At 46.2% G+C, this 13,198-nt stretch carries 17 protein-coding genes; 3 read left to right on the forward strand and 14 right to left on the reverse strand.

All coding sequences use genetic code 11. The features are described 5' to 3' along the window. Positions 1-7 precede the first annotated feature (7 nt). Genes flgK through L2740_RS18165 form a run of 10 tightly spaced genes read right to left on the reverse strand, consistent with a single transcriptional unit; the run spans position 8 to position 7,964 of the window. Entirely contained in the window at positions 8-1,381 is a 1,374-nt protein-coding gene (flgK, locus tag L2740_RS18120) for a flagellar hook-associated protein FlgK (RefSeq protein ID WP_248951470.1), read from the reverse strand. A gap of 44 nt (positions 1,382-1,425) precedes the next feature. Beyond that, entirely contained in the window at positions 1,426-1,839 is a 414-nt protein-coding gene (locus L2740_RS18125; RefSeq protein WP_248471578.1) for a rod-binding protein, read from the reverse strand. After that, on the reverse strand, positions 1,839-2,969 hold the full coding sequence (locus L2740_RS18130) for a flagellar basal body P-ring protein FlgI (protein ID WP_275974369.1): 1,131 nt from the start codon (positions 2,967-2,969) through the stop codon (positions 1,839-1,841). Before L2740_RS18130 ends, L2740_RS18125 begins: the two co-directional genes overlap by 1 nt. A 37-nt stretch (positions 2,970-3,006) precedes the next feature. Then, on the reverse strand, positions 3,007-3,675 hold the full coding sequence (gene flgH, locus L2740_RS18135) for a flagellar basal body L-ring protein FlgH (RefSeq protein WP_248471579.1): 669 nt from the start codon (positions 3,673-3,675) through the stop codon (positions 3,007-3,009). Between the two features lie 49 nt (positions 3,676-3,724). Then, positions 3,725-4,510 (reverse strand): flagellar basal-body rod protein FlgG, encoded by a 786-nt coding sequence (gene flgG / locus L2740_RS18140; RefSeq protein ID WP_248951471.1) that lies wholly within the window; start codon positions 4,508-4,510, stop codon positions 3,725-3,727. Positions 4,511-4,549: 39 nt separating this feature from the next. After that, on the reverse strand, positions 4,550-5,284 hold the full coding sequence (locus L2740_RS18145; RefSeq protein WP_248951472.1) for a flagellar basal body rod protein FlgF: 735 nt from the start codon (positions 5,282-5,284) through the stop codon (positions 4,550-4,552). Positions 5,285-5,293: 9 nt separating this feature from the next. Next, a complete protein-coding gene (gene flgE, locus L2740_RS18150; protein ID WP_248951473.1) occupies positions 5,294-6,502 on the reverse strand; it encodes a flagellar hook protein FlgE in 1,209 nt (402 codons plus the stop codon). Between the two features lie 23 nt (positions 6,503-6,525). Then, positions 6,526-7,188: a flagellar hook capping FlgD N-terminal domain-containing protein gene (locus L2740_RS18155; protein WP_248951474.1), complete on the reverse strand. Its 663-nt coding sequence runs from the start codon at positions 7,186-7,188 to the stop codon at positions 6,526-6,528. Beyond that, positions 7,188-7,607 (reverse strand): flagellar basal body rod protein FlgC, encoded by a 420-nt coding sequence (gene flgC / locus L2740_RS18160; RefSeq protein WP_248951475.1) that lies wholly within the window; start codon positions 7,605-7,607, stop codon positions 7,188-7,190. The genes L2740_RS18155 and flgC overlap by 1 nt, the downstream gene beginning before the upstream one ends. A 6-nt stretch (positions 7,608-7,613) precedes the next feature. Beyond that, positions 7,614-7,964 (reverse strand): flagellar basal body rod protein FlgB, encoded by a 351-nt coding sequence (locus tag L2740_RS18165; RefSeq protein ID WP_248951476.1) that lies wholly within the window; start codon positions 7,962-7,964, stop codon positions 7,614-7,616. 84 nt (positions 7,965-8,048) lie between these two features. On the opposite strand from L2740_RS18165, the gene flgA reads away from it, so the two are divergent. The 3 genes from flgA to L2740_RS18180 all read left to right on the forward strand — a co-directional run bounded on the left by flgA (position 8,049) and on the right by L2740_RS18180 (position 9,613). Next, entirely contained in the window at positions 8,049-8,795 is a 747-nt protein-coding gene (gene flgA / locus L2740_RS18170) for a flagellar basal body P-ring formation chaperone FlgA (protein ID WP_248951477.1), read from the forward strand. An 85-nt stretch (positions 8,796-8,880) separates the two neighbouring features. Beyond that, positions 8,881-9,162: a flagellar biosynthesis anti-sigma factor FlgM gene (flgM, locus tag L2740_RS18175; RefSeq protein WP_248951478.1), complete on the forward strand. Its 282-nt coding sequence runs from the start codon at positions 8,881-8,883 to the stop codon at positions 9,160-9,162. Beyond that, a complete protein-coding gene (locus tag L2740_RS18180) occupies positions 9,155-9,613 on the forward strand; it encodes a flagellar protein FlgN (protein ID WP_248951479.1) in 459 nt (152 codons plus the stop codon). The genes flgM and L2740_RS18180 overlap by 8 nt, the downstream gene beginning before the upstream one ends. A gap of 88 nt (positions 9,614-9,701) precedes the next feature. On the opposite strand, the gene L2740_RS18185 is transcribed toward L2740_RS18180, so the two are convergent. From L2740_RS18185 to L2740_RS18200, 4 genes are read right to left on the reverse strand one after another with little or no spacing between them, the layout of a single operon-like run. Continuing rightward, positions 9,702-10,115: a flagellar FliJ family protein gene (locus L2740_RS18185; RefSeq protein ID WP_248951480.1), complete on the reverse strand. Its 414-nt coding sequence runs from the start codon at positions 10,113-10,115 to the stop codon at positions 9,702-9,704. Continuing rightward, positions 10,112-11,455: a FliI/YscN family ATPase gene (locus L2740_RS18190; protein WP_248951481.1), complete on the reverse strand. Its 1,344-nt coding sequence runs from the start codon at positions 11,453-11,455 to the stop codon at positions 10,112-10,114. The genes L2740_RS18185 and L2740_RS18190 overlap by 4 nt, the downstream gene beginning before the upstream one ends. Next, positions 11,445-12,191, reverse strand: a complete 747-nt coding sequence (gene fliH, locus L2740_RS18195) for a flagellar assembly protein FliH (protein ID WP_248951482.1) — start codon at positions 12,189-12,191, stop codon at positions 11,445-11,447. Before fliH ends, L2740_RS18190 begins: the two co-directional genes overlap by 11 nt. Continuing rightward, complete coding sequence (locus L2740_RS18200) at positions 12,191-13,177, reverse strand: flagellar motor switch protein FliG (RefSeq protein WP_248951555.1); 987 nt, start codon at positions 13,175-13,177, stop codon at positions 12,191-12,193. Before L2740_RS18200 ends, fliH begins: the two co-directional genes overlap by 1 nt. Between the last annotated feature and the right edge of the window lie 21 nt (positions 13,178-13,198).

Here is a 13,198-nt window from a genome sequence, read left to right on the forward strand (position 1 = left end):
AATGTCCTTAAATACTGTTCAAAATAGTTTGGAATAGTTGGTCAGCTGTGGCAATCACTTTGGCGTTTGCTTGGTATGCTTGCTGATACATAATGAGGTTCGCACCTTCTTCGTCAATATTTACTCCGCTGGTGCTCGCCCATTGTGTTTGCGCTTCAATTTGCAACTTTTCAGCTGTGTCTTTACTCATTTGTGCTTGGCGTGAGGCTGAGCCCAGCTCACCTATTTTACTAGCAAAGGCGTCCCCCATGGTTGCATCGACACCCATAGAGCTGAATGAAAAGTTTTTATTGGCCAGTTCAACTAGATCTTTTAAGTTGCTGTTGTCGCCAGGGGTACCATCTTTACCGAATGCCAGCATGTCGGCACTAAAGCCAGCTGTAATAGTTAAGCTGCCAGCTGGATTGGTCGGATCGTAACTAAATAGCTGCTGACTAGGTGTATTACCATTTAAGTCTGTACCAGCGCCAAGTACGTTATTAAATTCATCAGCCATGGTCATGGCGAGCTCATCAATAAACGCAAGTGAGTCAAGCATGCTGTGATCGCGGTAATCAATTAATGCGCCCAAGCTGCCGCCAGCGGTTTCATCCAGCGGAAAACTAGACTCGCCAAATTGAATGCTCACTTGGCTAAATCGAGGGGAGGCGGGATCAGGATTAACATTAATCTTTGAAGCTGTTGTGCCAGCAAGTAATGGCTGACCTTGAGCAAGAGAGATATTTAGCATGCCGTTGGCATCTTCAACCACGTTGACATCAATAATTTTCGACAGGTCATCGACTGCTGCATCGCGAGCATCAAGTAATGCCAATGGCACATTGCCGCTAGCTTTAGCGGTTTGAATATCAGCATTAAAGCTGGCAATGGTTGCGAGTTGGGCATTTATTTCTTTGGCTGACGCATGAATTTGCCCTTCGATTTGCGAAACTTGTGCATTTAGACCTTCACTAATCGAGTTAAAACGTTGAGTTATCGCCTTAGCTTCATTTAAAAAACCTTGGCGATGTGCGATCTCGTTAGGCTGCTCCATGGCAGAGTTTAGCGAAGCAAACAGTTGATCTAACCCTGCGGAAATATTATTGCCTTCTGAGCCAAATATCTGTTCTACCTGGCCATAGTAACTGGCTTGGGTTTTAGTAAAGCTAACATTGCTGGTGGTATTCCACAGTTGAGCCACTTCATATTGGTCTGAAATACGGCGTACACCATCAACCATTGCCCCAGAGCCGCTGCCATAAATACCATTACCCACAGAGCTGAGCATGGCATGTTGCCGTGAATAACCCGGCACCATAGCGCTCGCGAGGTTATTAGAGGTAACGGTTAAGGCTGCCATACTGGCATTAAGCCCTGACATACCAATATTAAGCATGCTCATTGTGAATCCTTATCTGTAAAGTAAGTGGTGATGTAAAACACCGTTTACTCAGGTAATTTGTTTATAAAGGGCAATATCAAAGCAGGCTGCATTGCGTGAGTTGTCGGCCCATTGTTTGGTTGACTATTAGAGGCGACCGTCTCGGGGGCAGACTTAAGCCCGGCCGATAATTGTTTGGTCATCACATCGGCTAACCCAGTGCTTTGCATCTGACTTAAACGGCCCGCTAGCTCTGCATCATGCCAATCGCGGTACATGCCATCATTTTGTGAAGATAGCGGGCTGTCTTTATCCGCCATTACATCTGAGGCAGAGCGCATCTGTTTTAGTACGGTTTGTAAAAACTGAGCTTCAAATTGTTGGCTAACGAGTTTAAGTGCACCGTGCTCGCCGTTGGCTTTAATTAAGTCGCCAGCATCAAGTTGGTTTAAGTAGCTATGGTTATTGTCGATTTTCATTAGATCACCACCAATTCAGCTTCAAGTGCACCGGCTTCATTTAAGGCTTGTAATATCGCCATTAGATCCATTGGTGATGCGCCAAGGCTGTTGACTGCACGAACGATGTCATTTAGTGCTATGCCTTCGGGCCAAACAAACATATGACCGTTGCCTGTATCGATATCAATTTGGCTATCTGTAGTAACTACTGTTTCACCTTGTGCTTGGCCAAGATAGGCACCATTTGGTTGGCTGACAGACTCTTGCTCAACAATCGTGACTGTTAAATTGCCATGGCTAACAGCTGCTTTACGTACAACCACATCACCGCCCATGACAACGGTGCCAGTGCGACTGTTAAATACTACGCGCGGCGTTTTGCGGCCTTGCTCTATTTGCAGCTCTTCGAGCATCGACATAAACGTCACGCGTTCACGGTTTGATTTAGGAGCGCGAACTATGACTTTAGCGCTGCTATCTGCGGTTGCGACGTCTGGGCCAAATAGCTCGTTGACGGCACGCTCGATATTGCGGGCGGTTTTAAAGCTTGGGTCGATAAGATTGAGTACGATGTTTTCGTTGTCATTAAAATCACTGTTCATAGGCGCTTCGAGTAGTGCGCCATTAGGGATATTACCTACCGTCGGCACATTGATGGTAACAGAGCTACCATTGCGGCCTTGCGCAGATACACCGCCAACGACCAAGTTACCTTGAGCAACAGCATAGATTTCACCATCAACAGCTCGCATCGGAGTCATTAACAGTGTGCCGCCACGTAAGCTTTTGGCATCACCTAAAGATGACACGGTAATGTTGAGTGTTTGCCCAGGGCTAGCTAATGGTGGCACGGTAGCATGCACTGCAACGGCGGCAACGTTCTTCAGTTTGGGATCGGTTTTATCGTCAATTTGGACACCAAATTGCTTAAGCATGTTAACGATAGACTGGCTAGTAAAACGCACTTGAGTGCGGTCACCTGTGCCGTCTAGACCCACGACTAAACCGTAACCGACGAGCTGGTTATCTCGGATCCCTTGTACATCGACAATGTCCATTAAATATCTATGTTGCACTTGTGCCTGAGCTGGAAGTAAAGGTGCTAGGCTGAGCAGCATACTGGCCACAAACATGGCAATTTTTTTCATTCACACAATCCTGACTTTGTTACACGTAATTGGCTTATCACAATGGAAACCAAGGGCTATTAAAGTATCGCGCCGCCCAACCCATACGGTTGCTGTCGGAGATCGCTCCTTGGCCACCGTAAATAATCCGTGCATCGGCAATACGTTGGCTTGAAATGGTGTTGTCGTTGCCAATGTCATCAGCACGGATCAGCCCGAGTAGACGTAAGTATTCATCACCTTGGTTAAGGCGCAGCCATTTTTCACCGCGGATCAATAGGGCGCCGTTTGGTAAAACCTTTGCAACGGTTACTGTGATAGAGCCTGATAGCTGGTTTTGTTGGGTACTAGAGCCTGTGCCATTGAAAGAGCGCCCCATGTTTGCTTCACCATTTCCACTAATTGCATTGCTGCCAGTAGTTGCTTGGCCATCAATAGACATGCCGCCAGTTTTACTGGTTTTGGTGTCAGCACGCTTACTAGAATAGGTTTTTTCATCAAGGGCTACAGTGAGAATATCGCCTTCACGAAATGCGCGTTTATCTTTAAATAGCGTTAGCATAAAACCAGGGCGATACACGCTGCCATTTTGCGCTGGCGGCAGGCTGTAATCGATTTCTGGTGGAGCCCACTCAGGCTTACCCGGTGCGGTATCGGCTTCTGGAATATGTGCAACGCAGCCAGACAGTAACCATACCGTTGCCAAGCTTAACCAGATTAATCGCATAGCGGCTCCTATGTTTAATATCATCATTTGTGAATTGATAAAGCGCTGATTACAGCGCTTGGTTTAAGAACTTAAGCATGTCGTCTGATGCCGATACGACCTTGGCATTCATTTCGTAAGCGCGTTGAGTTGAGATCATCTCTACCATCTCTTCCACCACGTTAACGTTTGCACCTTCAAGTGCACCTTGGCGAATTTGGCCTAAAGCTTGGTCGCCGGCAATACCTTCAACAGCAGCGCCTGATGCACCTGTTTCACGGTACAGGTTATTGCCTCGGGCCTCTAAGCCAGCTGGGTTGGTAAAGTTTACTAAGGTGATTTGACCTAACTCTTGTGCATCAGCTTGGCCAGCCATTTGTGCAGATACTAAGCCGTCGCTAGCGATAGTTACCGTAAGTGCATCTTCCGGGATCTCGATATTTGGTACTAAAGGTAAACCTTGAGAGGTTACCATTAAGCCTTCGCTGTCACGGTAAAATTGGCCATCACGTGAAAAGCTAATCTCGCCATTGGCTTCTTCAATTTGGAAAAAACCTTGGCCTTCAATTGCCAAATCAAGCTGTTGGTTGGTGGTAAGCACATCGCCTGAAGTGAATACCTTTTGCGTGCCAACAACCCGAGTACCTGTACCAAGTTGTAAACCTGACGGTAGTTCATTTTGCTCATCAACCTGGCCACCAGGTTGGCGCTGTACTTGATAAAACAGATCGTTAAATGCGACTCGGTCGCGCTTAAAGCCTGTGGTATTTACGTTTGCCAAGTTGTTGGCAATGGTCGTCATTTTGGTGTCTTGGGCGGTTAAACCGGTTTTACTTACCCATAAAGCTGATTGCATTGCAGTAGTTCCTTAAAAAATAGGCTTCAAAAACTGAGATTATGCGTCGCGTAACAGGCGGTTACCTGCTTCGGCGAGCTTCTCTGCGCTTTTCATCAGTTTTACTTGCACTTCAAACTGGCGACTTAGATCCATCGCTGCGATAAGTTCACCAACGGCTTGTACATTGCTGGCTTCAAGAAAACCGCTGCTAACAGATACTTGATCATTAGCTGGCAGAGGTTGACGGTCTTGGGCGTAAAGCAAACCGTCTAATCCTTTGCTCATGTCGTTAATATCAGGATTGACCAACTTGAGCTGACCAATCTCTTCAATAACCCCACCTTCATCGGCCACTATGCTTAAGCGGCCATCTTCACCAACAAAAAGCTCACGGTATTCAGGTAATACGATAGGGCCATCAACGCCAACAACAGGGCGACCATCAAGTGTTAGCTGACCATTTTCATCGGGTTGGATTGCACCTGAGCGGGTATAGCCTTCACCGTTTTCGGTCATTACTGCAAATAGACCTGCATCATTAATCGCAAGATCTAATGTTCTGCCTGTAGGGTTCATTGCACCGCTTTGCTGGTTAAAACCACTGCTTTGAGTTTGCGCTAATACGCGTGTTTGCAAGCTGTTACCGGTTGCAGCCACTGTCATGGCATTAACACGCTCTAAGTCTGCTTTAAAGCCGGTGGTATCCGCATTGGCGAGGTTGTTAGCGCGAATAGCTTGCGCTTCCATCACCCTTGCAGCGCCTTTAGCGGCGGTATAAATCATTCTGTCCATGGTTTAGGCCTAAATCACGTTCAGCAGAGCTTGCTGCATAGTTGAGTTAGCGTCTAACACTTTGGCGTTGGACTGATAGTTGCGCTGGGCTGTCATCAAGTTGACCATTTCTGCAGTGGTATCAACGTTTGAACCTTCAAGGTAGCCGCCAGCGATTGCACCTAATGTGCCAGTTGAAGGTGTGCCGATAATTGGCTGACCTGCGGCGTTGGTAGCAGTCCAAGCATTATTGCTGATTGGGGTCAGGCCATTAGGGTTATTAAAGTCTGCAAGTACAACCTGGCCCTGTAACTGCTCTTGGCCGTTAGTGTAAGTGCCGTAGAGCATGCCGCTTTCATCTAAACGAATACCGTTTAGTTCACCTGAGGTGTAACCATTTTGACTTAAGCTTGAGTTGTTATAATCAGAAGCGTATTGGGTGCTTTTGTCGTAACTTAAACTCAGATTTAGATTAGATGCGCCACCAACAATATTTGGGTCGCTAATATTTAGCGCTAGGTCTGCACCACTGATAAGCATACCGTCAGAGTTAAACTCCAATTGATGACCGCCAGTTGGGGTGACATCAGTGTCGCCCATCATGTAGTGCACAGACCATTTATTATCGTCAGTTTTAACGTAGTATTGGGTTAGGGCGTGCTCTTTACCTAGAGAGTCATAAGCGGTAACTGTGCTTGATGAGTGGTAGGTAGAGGCATCATCGGCATCAAAAGGCGTAACAGCTGGGTCGATAACATCAACGCGGGCGTCTAGGTTTGAGACTAGGCCAATATCTGTGGTGGCTTTTGCTGGTAATGCACCTGCTTGAACTTGTAGATCAGTAACATTACCCGTTTGCAGATTTCCTGCTGCGCTTACCGAGTAACCTTGAAGACGATTGCCAGCAGGATCAGTAACAAAGCCGTTTGCATCTTGGTTGAACATACCTGCACGAGCGTATGTTGTGGTGCCGTCTTGTGCACTTAATACAAAAAATCCTTCCCCTTGAATGCCCATATCCAGCTGGCGACCAGTGTAAGTTAAGCTGCCACTGCTACTGAAGTTTTGGCTGGTGGACATTACGTTTACACCGCCTGCTTGGCCGCCGTTATAGATGGCAGAAAACTCACTACGACCACCGCGAAAACCTACGGTTGAAGAGTTAGCGATGTTATTACTGATAGTGTTTAGATCTTGTGTAGTTGCTTGTAAGCCACTTAACGCAATATTGAACGACATAGATTGAGCCCTTGATAATTTAGTTATGAAACTTCAGAGATTTCCAGCACAGAGATAGTGCCAAGGCCATTACCCAGTTCAGCCATCATCATTCCTGATGCGCTGATAAAATGAATTTTTTCGATTTCAGCTTTTACAAAAGTGTCTGCTTTTTTGGTGACATCGCCTGCGGTAGTGTTAGCCACAATGCTGTATTCACCAGCAGGAAGTTCTAATGCTTCAGGATCGACAGTAAACGCAGTATCACCGACCTCCTGCGCGCCTAAATTTAAGGTGTGTACGATGTCGCCATTAGCATCGACGATATCGATATTGAGCTCTTCAACGGCATTGCTTAAGAACACTTTGCCCTCTAATGGCTCACCATCGATGCTAAATTCAGAAGCGGGAACCATGGCGTCTTTACCTACTAGCTGCGCTGATTGCACTATGCCAAGGTTTTCCATGATCACCATTTGGGTTGATTGGTTAGCACGCATTTGCTCTAAGCTTTCTACTTGAGAGAATTGCGCTAGCTGAGTGACATACTCTGTACCATCAACAGGGTTAGTTGGGTCTTGGTTTTGGATCTGCGCAATCATCAAGGTCATAAATTCATTTTTGATTGAGGCTGCGTCGTTACCCGGAGAATTAACAATGGCGTCGGTTGGGTTAGTGTTGCTATTGCTGGCGCTAGTGACGTTCATTATTTCGCTCCTAGTTGCAGTAAGCCTTGCTGCATTGAGCGGGCTCGATTCATGATTTCCACATTGGTTTCAAATGAACGGCTAGCAGCCATCATATCGGCCATTTCTTCTACGGTATTCACGTTGGAATAGGCGACATAGCCTTGTTCGTCTGCGTAGGGATGATCTGGCTCGTAACGTAGGTCGAGTGGCGCATCAGATTGCACAATCGCTGCGACTTCAACGTGAGCTCCAGCGACTTGACCGTCTTGAGTTTGTTGGTAAATCGTCGAAAACACAGGTTTGAGTGCACGAAAGGCTTCGTCAGGTGTTTCGGCTGCTGCACCAGCATTTGCTAGGTTACTGGCTACAGTGTTTAAGCGTATGGTTTGGGCGTTCATGCCCGCACCGGCAATTTGATAGATTTCTGCAAATGACATAGTGGCTTACTGACCTTCGATTGCTGTGCGTAAACCTGAAATTTTCATATTGAGAAAAGTCAGGCTAGTTTGGTAATCCATAGCGTTTTGTGAATATCGTGCTTGCTCTTTGCCAAGCTCAACCGTGTTTTGATCGGCTGATGTTTGGTAAGGCACGCGGTAACTTGCTTGAAAATTACGGTCTGGAGACATACCTGCATTGATCTGCAACATCACATTTTTAAAGTCGAGATCACGAGCTTTATAGCCAGGAGTTTCGGCATTGGCTAAGTTACCGGCCAAGACTTTGCTGCGTTCAACGCGAAAGTCTAAAGTGTGTGGATGAATGCCTAATGCGGCATCAAGGTTGATAGCCATTACGACTCCTAGTATGGTATGTCCAAATTTATTGCTGCATGAACAATCAATTAGTGTGCCAGTATTATTAGCTTAGGATTTTCAATGGTTTGCTCTAAATATGCTTCGGCTAACGGAATCTGCATTTCCTACTTCCTCCTCGCTATTTCCTGTTTGTTTCCGCTGCAAAGTGTCGCGAAAACTGTCAATGAAACCGAGCAACAAATCGAACTGGCAATGCAGCAGTTATTGCACAGTGAGATGCAGCAATGGCAACAGCAGGCAGGGTTAAAACAACTCGATTTCAAGCTACAAATTAAGGTGCCATCAGGCGCAAAACGTCTGCCTTTGTGCCAGTCTCAATTAACATTTGATAGTGCCGGTGGGTTGCCGATTGGCAATGTGCAACGCAAAGTCAGTTGTAGTGACCAAGGCTGGAATCTATATGTGCGTGCATCCGTTGATGTCACTGCGACAATTCCAGTGGCTAATCGAGTGCTAAAGCGTGGTGCAGTTATTAGTGCTGCAGATATTGAGTGGCGCAGCGTTCAATTAGGTATGAGTGATAGAGATTTAGTTACTCAGTCGCAACAGATTATTGGTCAGCAGGTTTTACGCAAAATTCGCCGTTATAAAGCGATTAAGGTGGTGCAATTAAGTTCACCACAATGGGTTAATATTGGTGACCGAGTGATAATTGAGGCAAGTAGCAATGGTTTTTATGCCAATATGCAAGGCGAGGCCCTCGAAGCGGGTGGAGAGGGGCAAGCAATTAGGGTTAGAAACCTAAGTTCAGGCAAGGTTATTGTGGCTTACCCTTTAGCTCCGGGACGGGTGGCGACTAAGTTTTAAAGGCATAATTTAATTATCTGGTTATTTCAGATTAAAGCCAAAGTGTCGCTTTAATGGGTTAGTGGGCGAATTTGAGATAACCGATATGGAAATAAGTAAGTTAAACAGCACAATCCATACTGAATTGGCGACGAGTAAAAATAAAACTCCAGTGACTCAGGTTGCTGATGCGCCAGTACCAGCTATGCTGCCACAGCAAGAAGTCAGTGATGATTGTCGTTTGATTGAAGCTGCACAACCTCAATTAGAGCAGTTACCTGATTTTGATTTGAGCAAAGTTGCACAAGTGCGTCAGTCATTAATTGATGGTAGTTTTAAGCTGGATCTTGAGCAATTAGCTGAAACTATGGTTCAGCAACATGGATAACCCTGTACCGACTAAGCGTGAATTAGTACAGGCGATAGTGCGCGGTATTAAGCAAGATACTGAAAGTTATAAACAGCTAAAAAAGCTATTGCATCGTCAGCGTGAATTGATGCAATGCCGCGATAACCGTGGCTTAAATATACATAACAAGCTGCAAACTGAACTTTGCGACGATTTGATGTTGAAGGCTAATCAGCGTCGGCAAATGTTGGAGTCATTAGGCTTTGCTGGTAACGCCAGCGGGATGCAGAGTTTAATTAGTAAAATGCCGCCAGCCTCATCAGCTCAAGTGGCTAACCTATGGCAAAACTTGCTGCAAACCGTAAAAGAAAGCCAGCAAGTCAATGAGGCTAATGGTAAGTTGCTGGTGGCTCAACAAGAAGTGATCAGTCAGTTGTTACATCCAAATGGTGATAATGGCCATGACTATGGCAATGTGCACTCATTTTAAAGCTACAATTTGGGCCTATTATAACGGCCCAATTGTATAGGTTAACTACCTAAGTTAACCCTACGGCGCTTGATGCCATCAAGTGCCGTTAAGCGCGAACATATCGCGCGGCTAAATCATCCAACTGTTTTTGTTCCTGTTTTTGCTGCAATTGCCTATGTTGCTGTACACGTTCATTGTACAGCCACTGAATGCTTTGCTGGCGTCCCAATTGTTTCCGCCATAGGCCATGTACTCGCTGTTGCTCTTGCTGCAGTAATAGCTGCTTACGAGTGAGCTGTTTAAGCATAGGTTCGATAACCTGACACATCTGCGCATTATTTTGCAGTAGCATGGCAGACGCGCAGCGACTATTTGCCTGAGAGTAGTCGCTTATCATCTGGCCTAATTGCTGTTTTTGCTGCTCGATACGGCTGATTTGTTGTTGAGCGGTCGTTTTTTGCAGGCCCAACTGGCTTAGCTTTTTCTCTTCTTGTTGGCACAAGATCTGTAATTGCTTCATTTAGCTGTTTCTTCGTTGCTGACAAAGCCCATTTGAGCGACAAGTTGAGCTAATGCGCTGAGACTTTGAGATAAGTCTGCTTGGGTATGAGTTTCTTGGCGCAGAAAGGCAGCCATTTGCGGATAGGCGCTTACTGCCATGTCCATTTCTTGGTCGTGTCCAGCTTGATAACCACCAAGTGGCAGAAGCTCTTTTACTTCGTTATATCGACTGTTGAGGTGTCTAAACCATTGGGCTTGCTTTAGCGTTTCTGGGGTAGCAACTTGCGAGGCTAAACGGCTCACCGAAGCACCGATATCTATTGCTGGAAAGTGCCCTTGTTCGGCAAGTTTACGATTAAGCACAATATGACCATCTAAAATTGCCCGAGCAGAATCAGCGATTGGATCTTGCTGGTCGTCACCCTCGGTCAGTACAGTATAAAAAGCGGTAAGAGTCCCTGTTGGGTGCTGACTATTACCGGCCATTTCTACCAAGCTTGGTAATAGCGCAAATGCTGAAGGTGGATAACCTTTGGTTGCTGGTGGCTCACCTAAGCTAAGTGCAATTTCTCGTTGCGCTTGTGCGTAACGAGTTAGCGAATCGACTAACATTAATACTTGCTTGCCTTGGTCACGGTACCCAGCAGCAACTTGATGGCATAGGCGCATCGCGCGCATGCGCATTAATGGTGTGGTATCGGCTGGCGCAGCAATAACGACAGCACGTTTACGACCTTCTTCACCAAGTGCTTCTTCAATAAACTCTCTAACTTCACGGCCACGCTCACCAATTAGGCCAACAACCACAATATCGGCTTCAGTAAAGCGGGTCATCATGCCGAGTAATACGCTTTTACCTACACCTGAGCCTGCAAATAAGCCTAGGCGTTGTCCGCGACCAACCGGTAGCAATGAGTTAATAGCTCTGATCCCGACATCTAACGGTTCGCGAATAGGTTTACGCTTTAACGGGTTGGTGGTTTTAAATTGCAGCGGCACTTGCGGTAGATGCTTGATACAACCTAACTCATCTAAAGGCTGACCTAAACCGTCAAGTACTCGGCCGAGGAGGCCTAAGCCTGTGGGTATTTGATAGCGTCCCTCGATGGGCATCACCCGCGCGCCAGGCATTAAGCCGTTGGTATGTTCAATGGGCATTAAGCAAAGGGTATCTTTATGAAAGCCAACGACTTCAGCTTCCACTAGATGGTTATCGCGACATTCAATATGACAACGGTCACCTGTGGCTAACTGGCAGCCTACGGCTTCAAGCAATAAGCCGTTTACTCGAGTTAAACGGCCATAAACTTGGGCGACAGGCACTTTGGGCCAGTTTAAAATATCCGCATTAAGCTTCAACTTTGGCCTCTTGTTCGTCTACCGCAGTTGCTTGCGTGTCTTGTAGGTGCGCTTCAACTTGTGCCATACAACGATTAAGACGACTTTCCACTGAAGCGTCGGCGTCAGCCGTTTCACTAACAATACGGCAGCCGCCAGCGCTGATGCTTGGGTCAGCGACTAATGTCCAAGATTGCACTTTATCAGCAGCTAATTCTTTGAGCTTATCTACTGCGCTTGGTTCTAAGTGAATTTTAACCTGAGTCGGGTCATCTGGCAGCGCTGCTAACGTTTCTTCAATTAAGGTTAAAATCTGTTGTGGCTGCAGGGTAAGTTCGCAGCGAATCACTTGTAGCGATACTCGGCGGACAAGGTCGAGAATTAACGACTGCTGCTGCAATATTTGTTGATTATGGCCTTCTTCGAGCACTGCTTGGAGGGCGCCAAGTGGTGCAATTAGGCTATTGAGTTGATCTTCAATATTGTCTTTACCCTTTTGCTGCCCCTCAATGCGGCCTTGGTTAAATCCTGCTGCGTAGCCAGCTTGGCGACCTTCTTCTTCACCTGAGCTATAACCAGCAATATGGCCTTTTTGCACGCCTTCGTCATAGCCTTTGTCGAAAGCTTGTTGAAAATCTTGCCAGCCAGAAGCTTCAGTTTCATTGCCAGTTTCTATTAATGGTGAAAAACGGTGGCGGCGAGGATGTTGGCCAACTAGGCGCCAGCGAGGATCAGGCTTATTTGTTGTATTCGTCATTATTCAACAACCTGTTCTTCAAAGAGTTGTAGCTCAATTTCACTATCGTCCATCATCTGTTTTGCTAGCTCCATAATCTCTTTACGGGCGGCAATAGCTTGGCTTAAAGGCACTGTGCCAATGGCTTCAATTTGGGTTTCGATGGCTGATGACATACGTTTAGGTAGTGCGTTAAGTAAGGCTTGCTTTAACTCGTTTTCAATACCTTTTAGCGCCAGAGCTAATACATCAGCAGGCACTACAGCCATGATTGTTTGTAAGGTCTCAGGTTTCTGACGCCCCAAAATGATAAAGTCGAACATATTGTCAGCCACATTGCTGGCAAGTTGTTTGTCGTGCAGTTTGAGCATTTCCATAAGCTGCTCACGATCACCGTCAAAACGGTTAAGAATATCGGCAACTTGGCGTACACCGCTTACTTGGGTATGGCTTTTATCCATAGCGTTAAGCATACAGCGCTCTACCAGTTGCTTTAACTCATCAACCACTTCACGGTCAATATCACCGAGTTGGGCAATACGCAGTAGAACTTCATCCTGGCCTTCTACAGGCAGACTTTGCAGCACTAATGCAGCATTCTCTGGCGGCAAAAGACCAAGCAGTACCGCTTGTAGTTGGCAATGCTCATTAGCTATTTCTCGCGCCAGTAGTTGCGGGTCAACCCATTCAAGACGTTTAACTAAAATCTTAATTTCGTCACCATAAATGGTGTCGATTAAGCTTTTTGCCACCCGATCACCTAAGGCTAAATCTAAGGTTTTTTGCAGATAAGTGCGTGAGGCGCGCGCGATACCAGATTGCTCTTGGTAGCGATTAAAAAAGCGCTCGATTACCGCTTCAGCTTCTTGTTGAGTAATACTGGCAAGTCGCGCCATTTTATAACTTAACTGCTGTACATCGTTCTTATCTAGATGCGCCATAACTTGAGCTGCTGCTTCTTCACCCATACTCAATAACAGCATGGCTGCTTGCTCTAGGTTATCCATTTTTAGTGTGATTGCATTATT

This window comes from Shewanella pneumatophori (assembly GCF_023283895.1).
Lineage (GTDB): Bacteria > Pseudomonadota > Gammaproteobacteria > Enterobacterales > Shewanellaceae > Shewanella > Shewanella pneumatophori.

What these genes read in the sequence shown, in the direction of transcription:
- flgK (WP_248951470.1), bottom strand. Translation starts at nt 1,381, where the DNA reads ATGAGCATGCTTAATATTGGTATGTCAGGGCTTAATGCCAGTATGGCA.
- L2740_RS18155 (WP_248951474.1), bottom strand. Translation starts at nt 7,188, where the DNA reads ATGAACGTCACTAGCGCCAGCAATAGCAACACTAACCCAACCGACGCC.
- flgH (WP_248471579.1), bottom strand. Translation starts at nt 3,675, where the DNA reads ATGCGATTAATCTGGTTAAGCTTGGCAACGGTATGGTTACTGTCTGGC.
- flgC (WP_248951475.1), bottom strand. Translation starts at nt 7,607, where the DNA reads ATGTCATTTGCAGAAATCTATCAAATTGCCGGTGCGGGCATGAACGCC.
- flgG (WP_248951471.1), bottom strand. Translation starts at nt 4,510, where the DNA reads ATGCAATCAGCTTTATGGGTAAGTAAAACCGGTTTAACCGCCCAAGAC.
- fliH (WP_248951482.1), bottom strand. Translation starts at nt 12,191, where the DNA reads ATGACGAATACAACAAATAAGCCTGATCCTCGCTGGCGCCTAGTTGGC.
- L2740_RS18125 (WP_248471578.1), bottom strand. Translation starts at nt 1,839, where the DNA reads ATGAAAATCGACAATAACCATAGCTACTTAAACCAACTTGATGCTGGC.
- flgE (WP_248951473.1), bottom strand. Translation starts at nt 6,502, where the DNA reads ATGTCGTTCAATATTGCGTTAAGTGGCTTACAAGCAACTACACAAGAT.
- L2740_RS18185 (WP_248951480.1), bottom strand. Translation starts at nt 10,115, where the DNA reads ATGAAGCAATTACAGATCTTGTGCCAACAAGAAGAGAAAAAGCTAAGC.
- L2740_RS18180 (WP_248951479.1), top strand. Translation starts at nt 9,155, where the DNA reads ATGGATAACCCTGTACCGACTAAGCGTGAATTAGTACAGGCGATAGTG.
- flgM (WP_248951478.1), top strand. Translation starts at nt 8,881, where the DNA reads ATGGAAATAAGTAAGTTAAACAGCACAATCCATACTGAATTGGCGACG.
- flgA (WP_248951477.1), top strand. Translation starts at nt 8,049, where the DNA reads ATGGTTTGCTCTAAATATGCTTCGGCTAACGGAATCTGCATTTCCTAC.
- L2740_RS18165 (WP_248951476.1), bottom strand. Translation starts at nt 7,964, where the DNA reads ATGGCTATCAACCTTGATGCCGCATTAGGCATTCATCCACACACTTTA.
- L2740_RS18130 (WP_275974369.1), bottom strand. Translation starts at nt 2,969, where the DNA reads ATGAAAAAAATTGCCATGTTTGTGGCCAGTATGCTGCTCAGCCTAGCA.
- L2740_RS18145 (WP_248951472.1), bottom strand. Translation starts at nt 5,284, where the DNA reads ATGGACAGAATGATTTATACCGCCGCTAAAGGCGCTGCAAGGGTGATG.
- L2740_RS18200 (WP_248951555.1), bottom strand. Translation starts at nt 13,177, where the DNA reads ATGGATAACCTAGAGCAAGCAGCCATGCTGTTATTGAGTATGGGTGAA.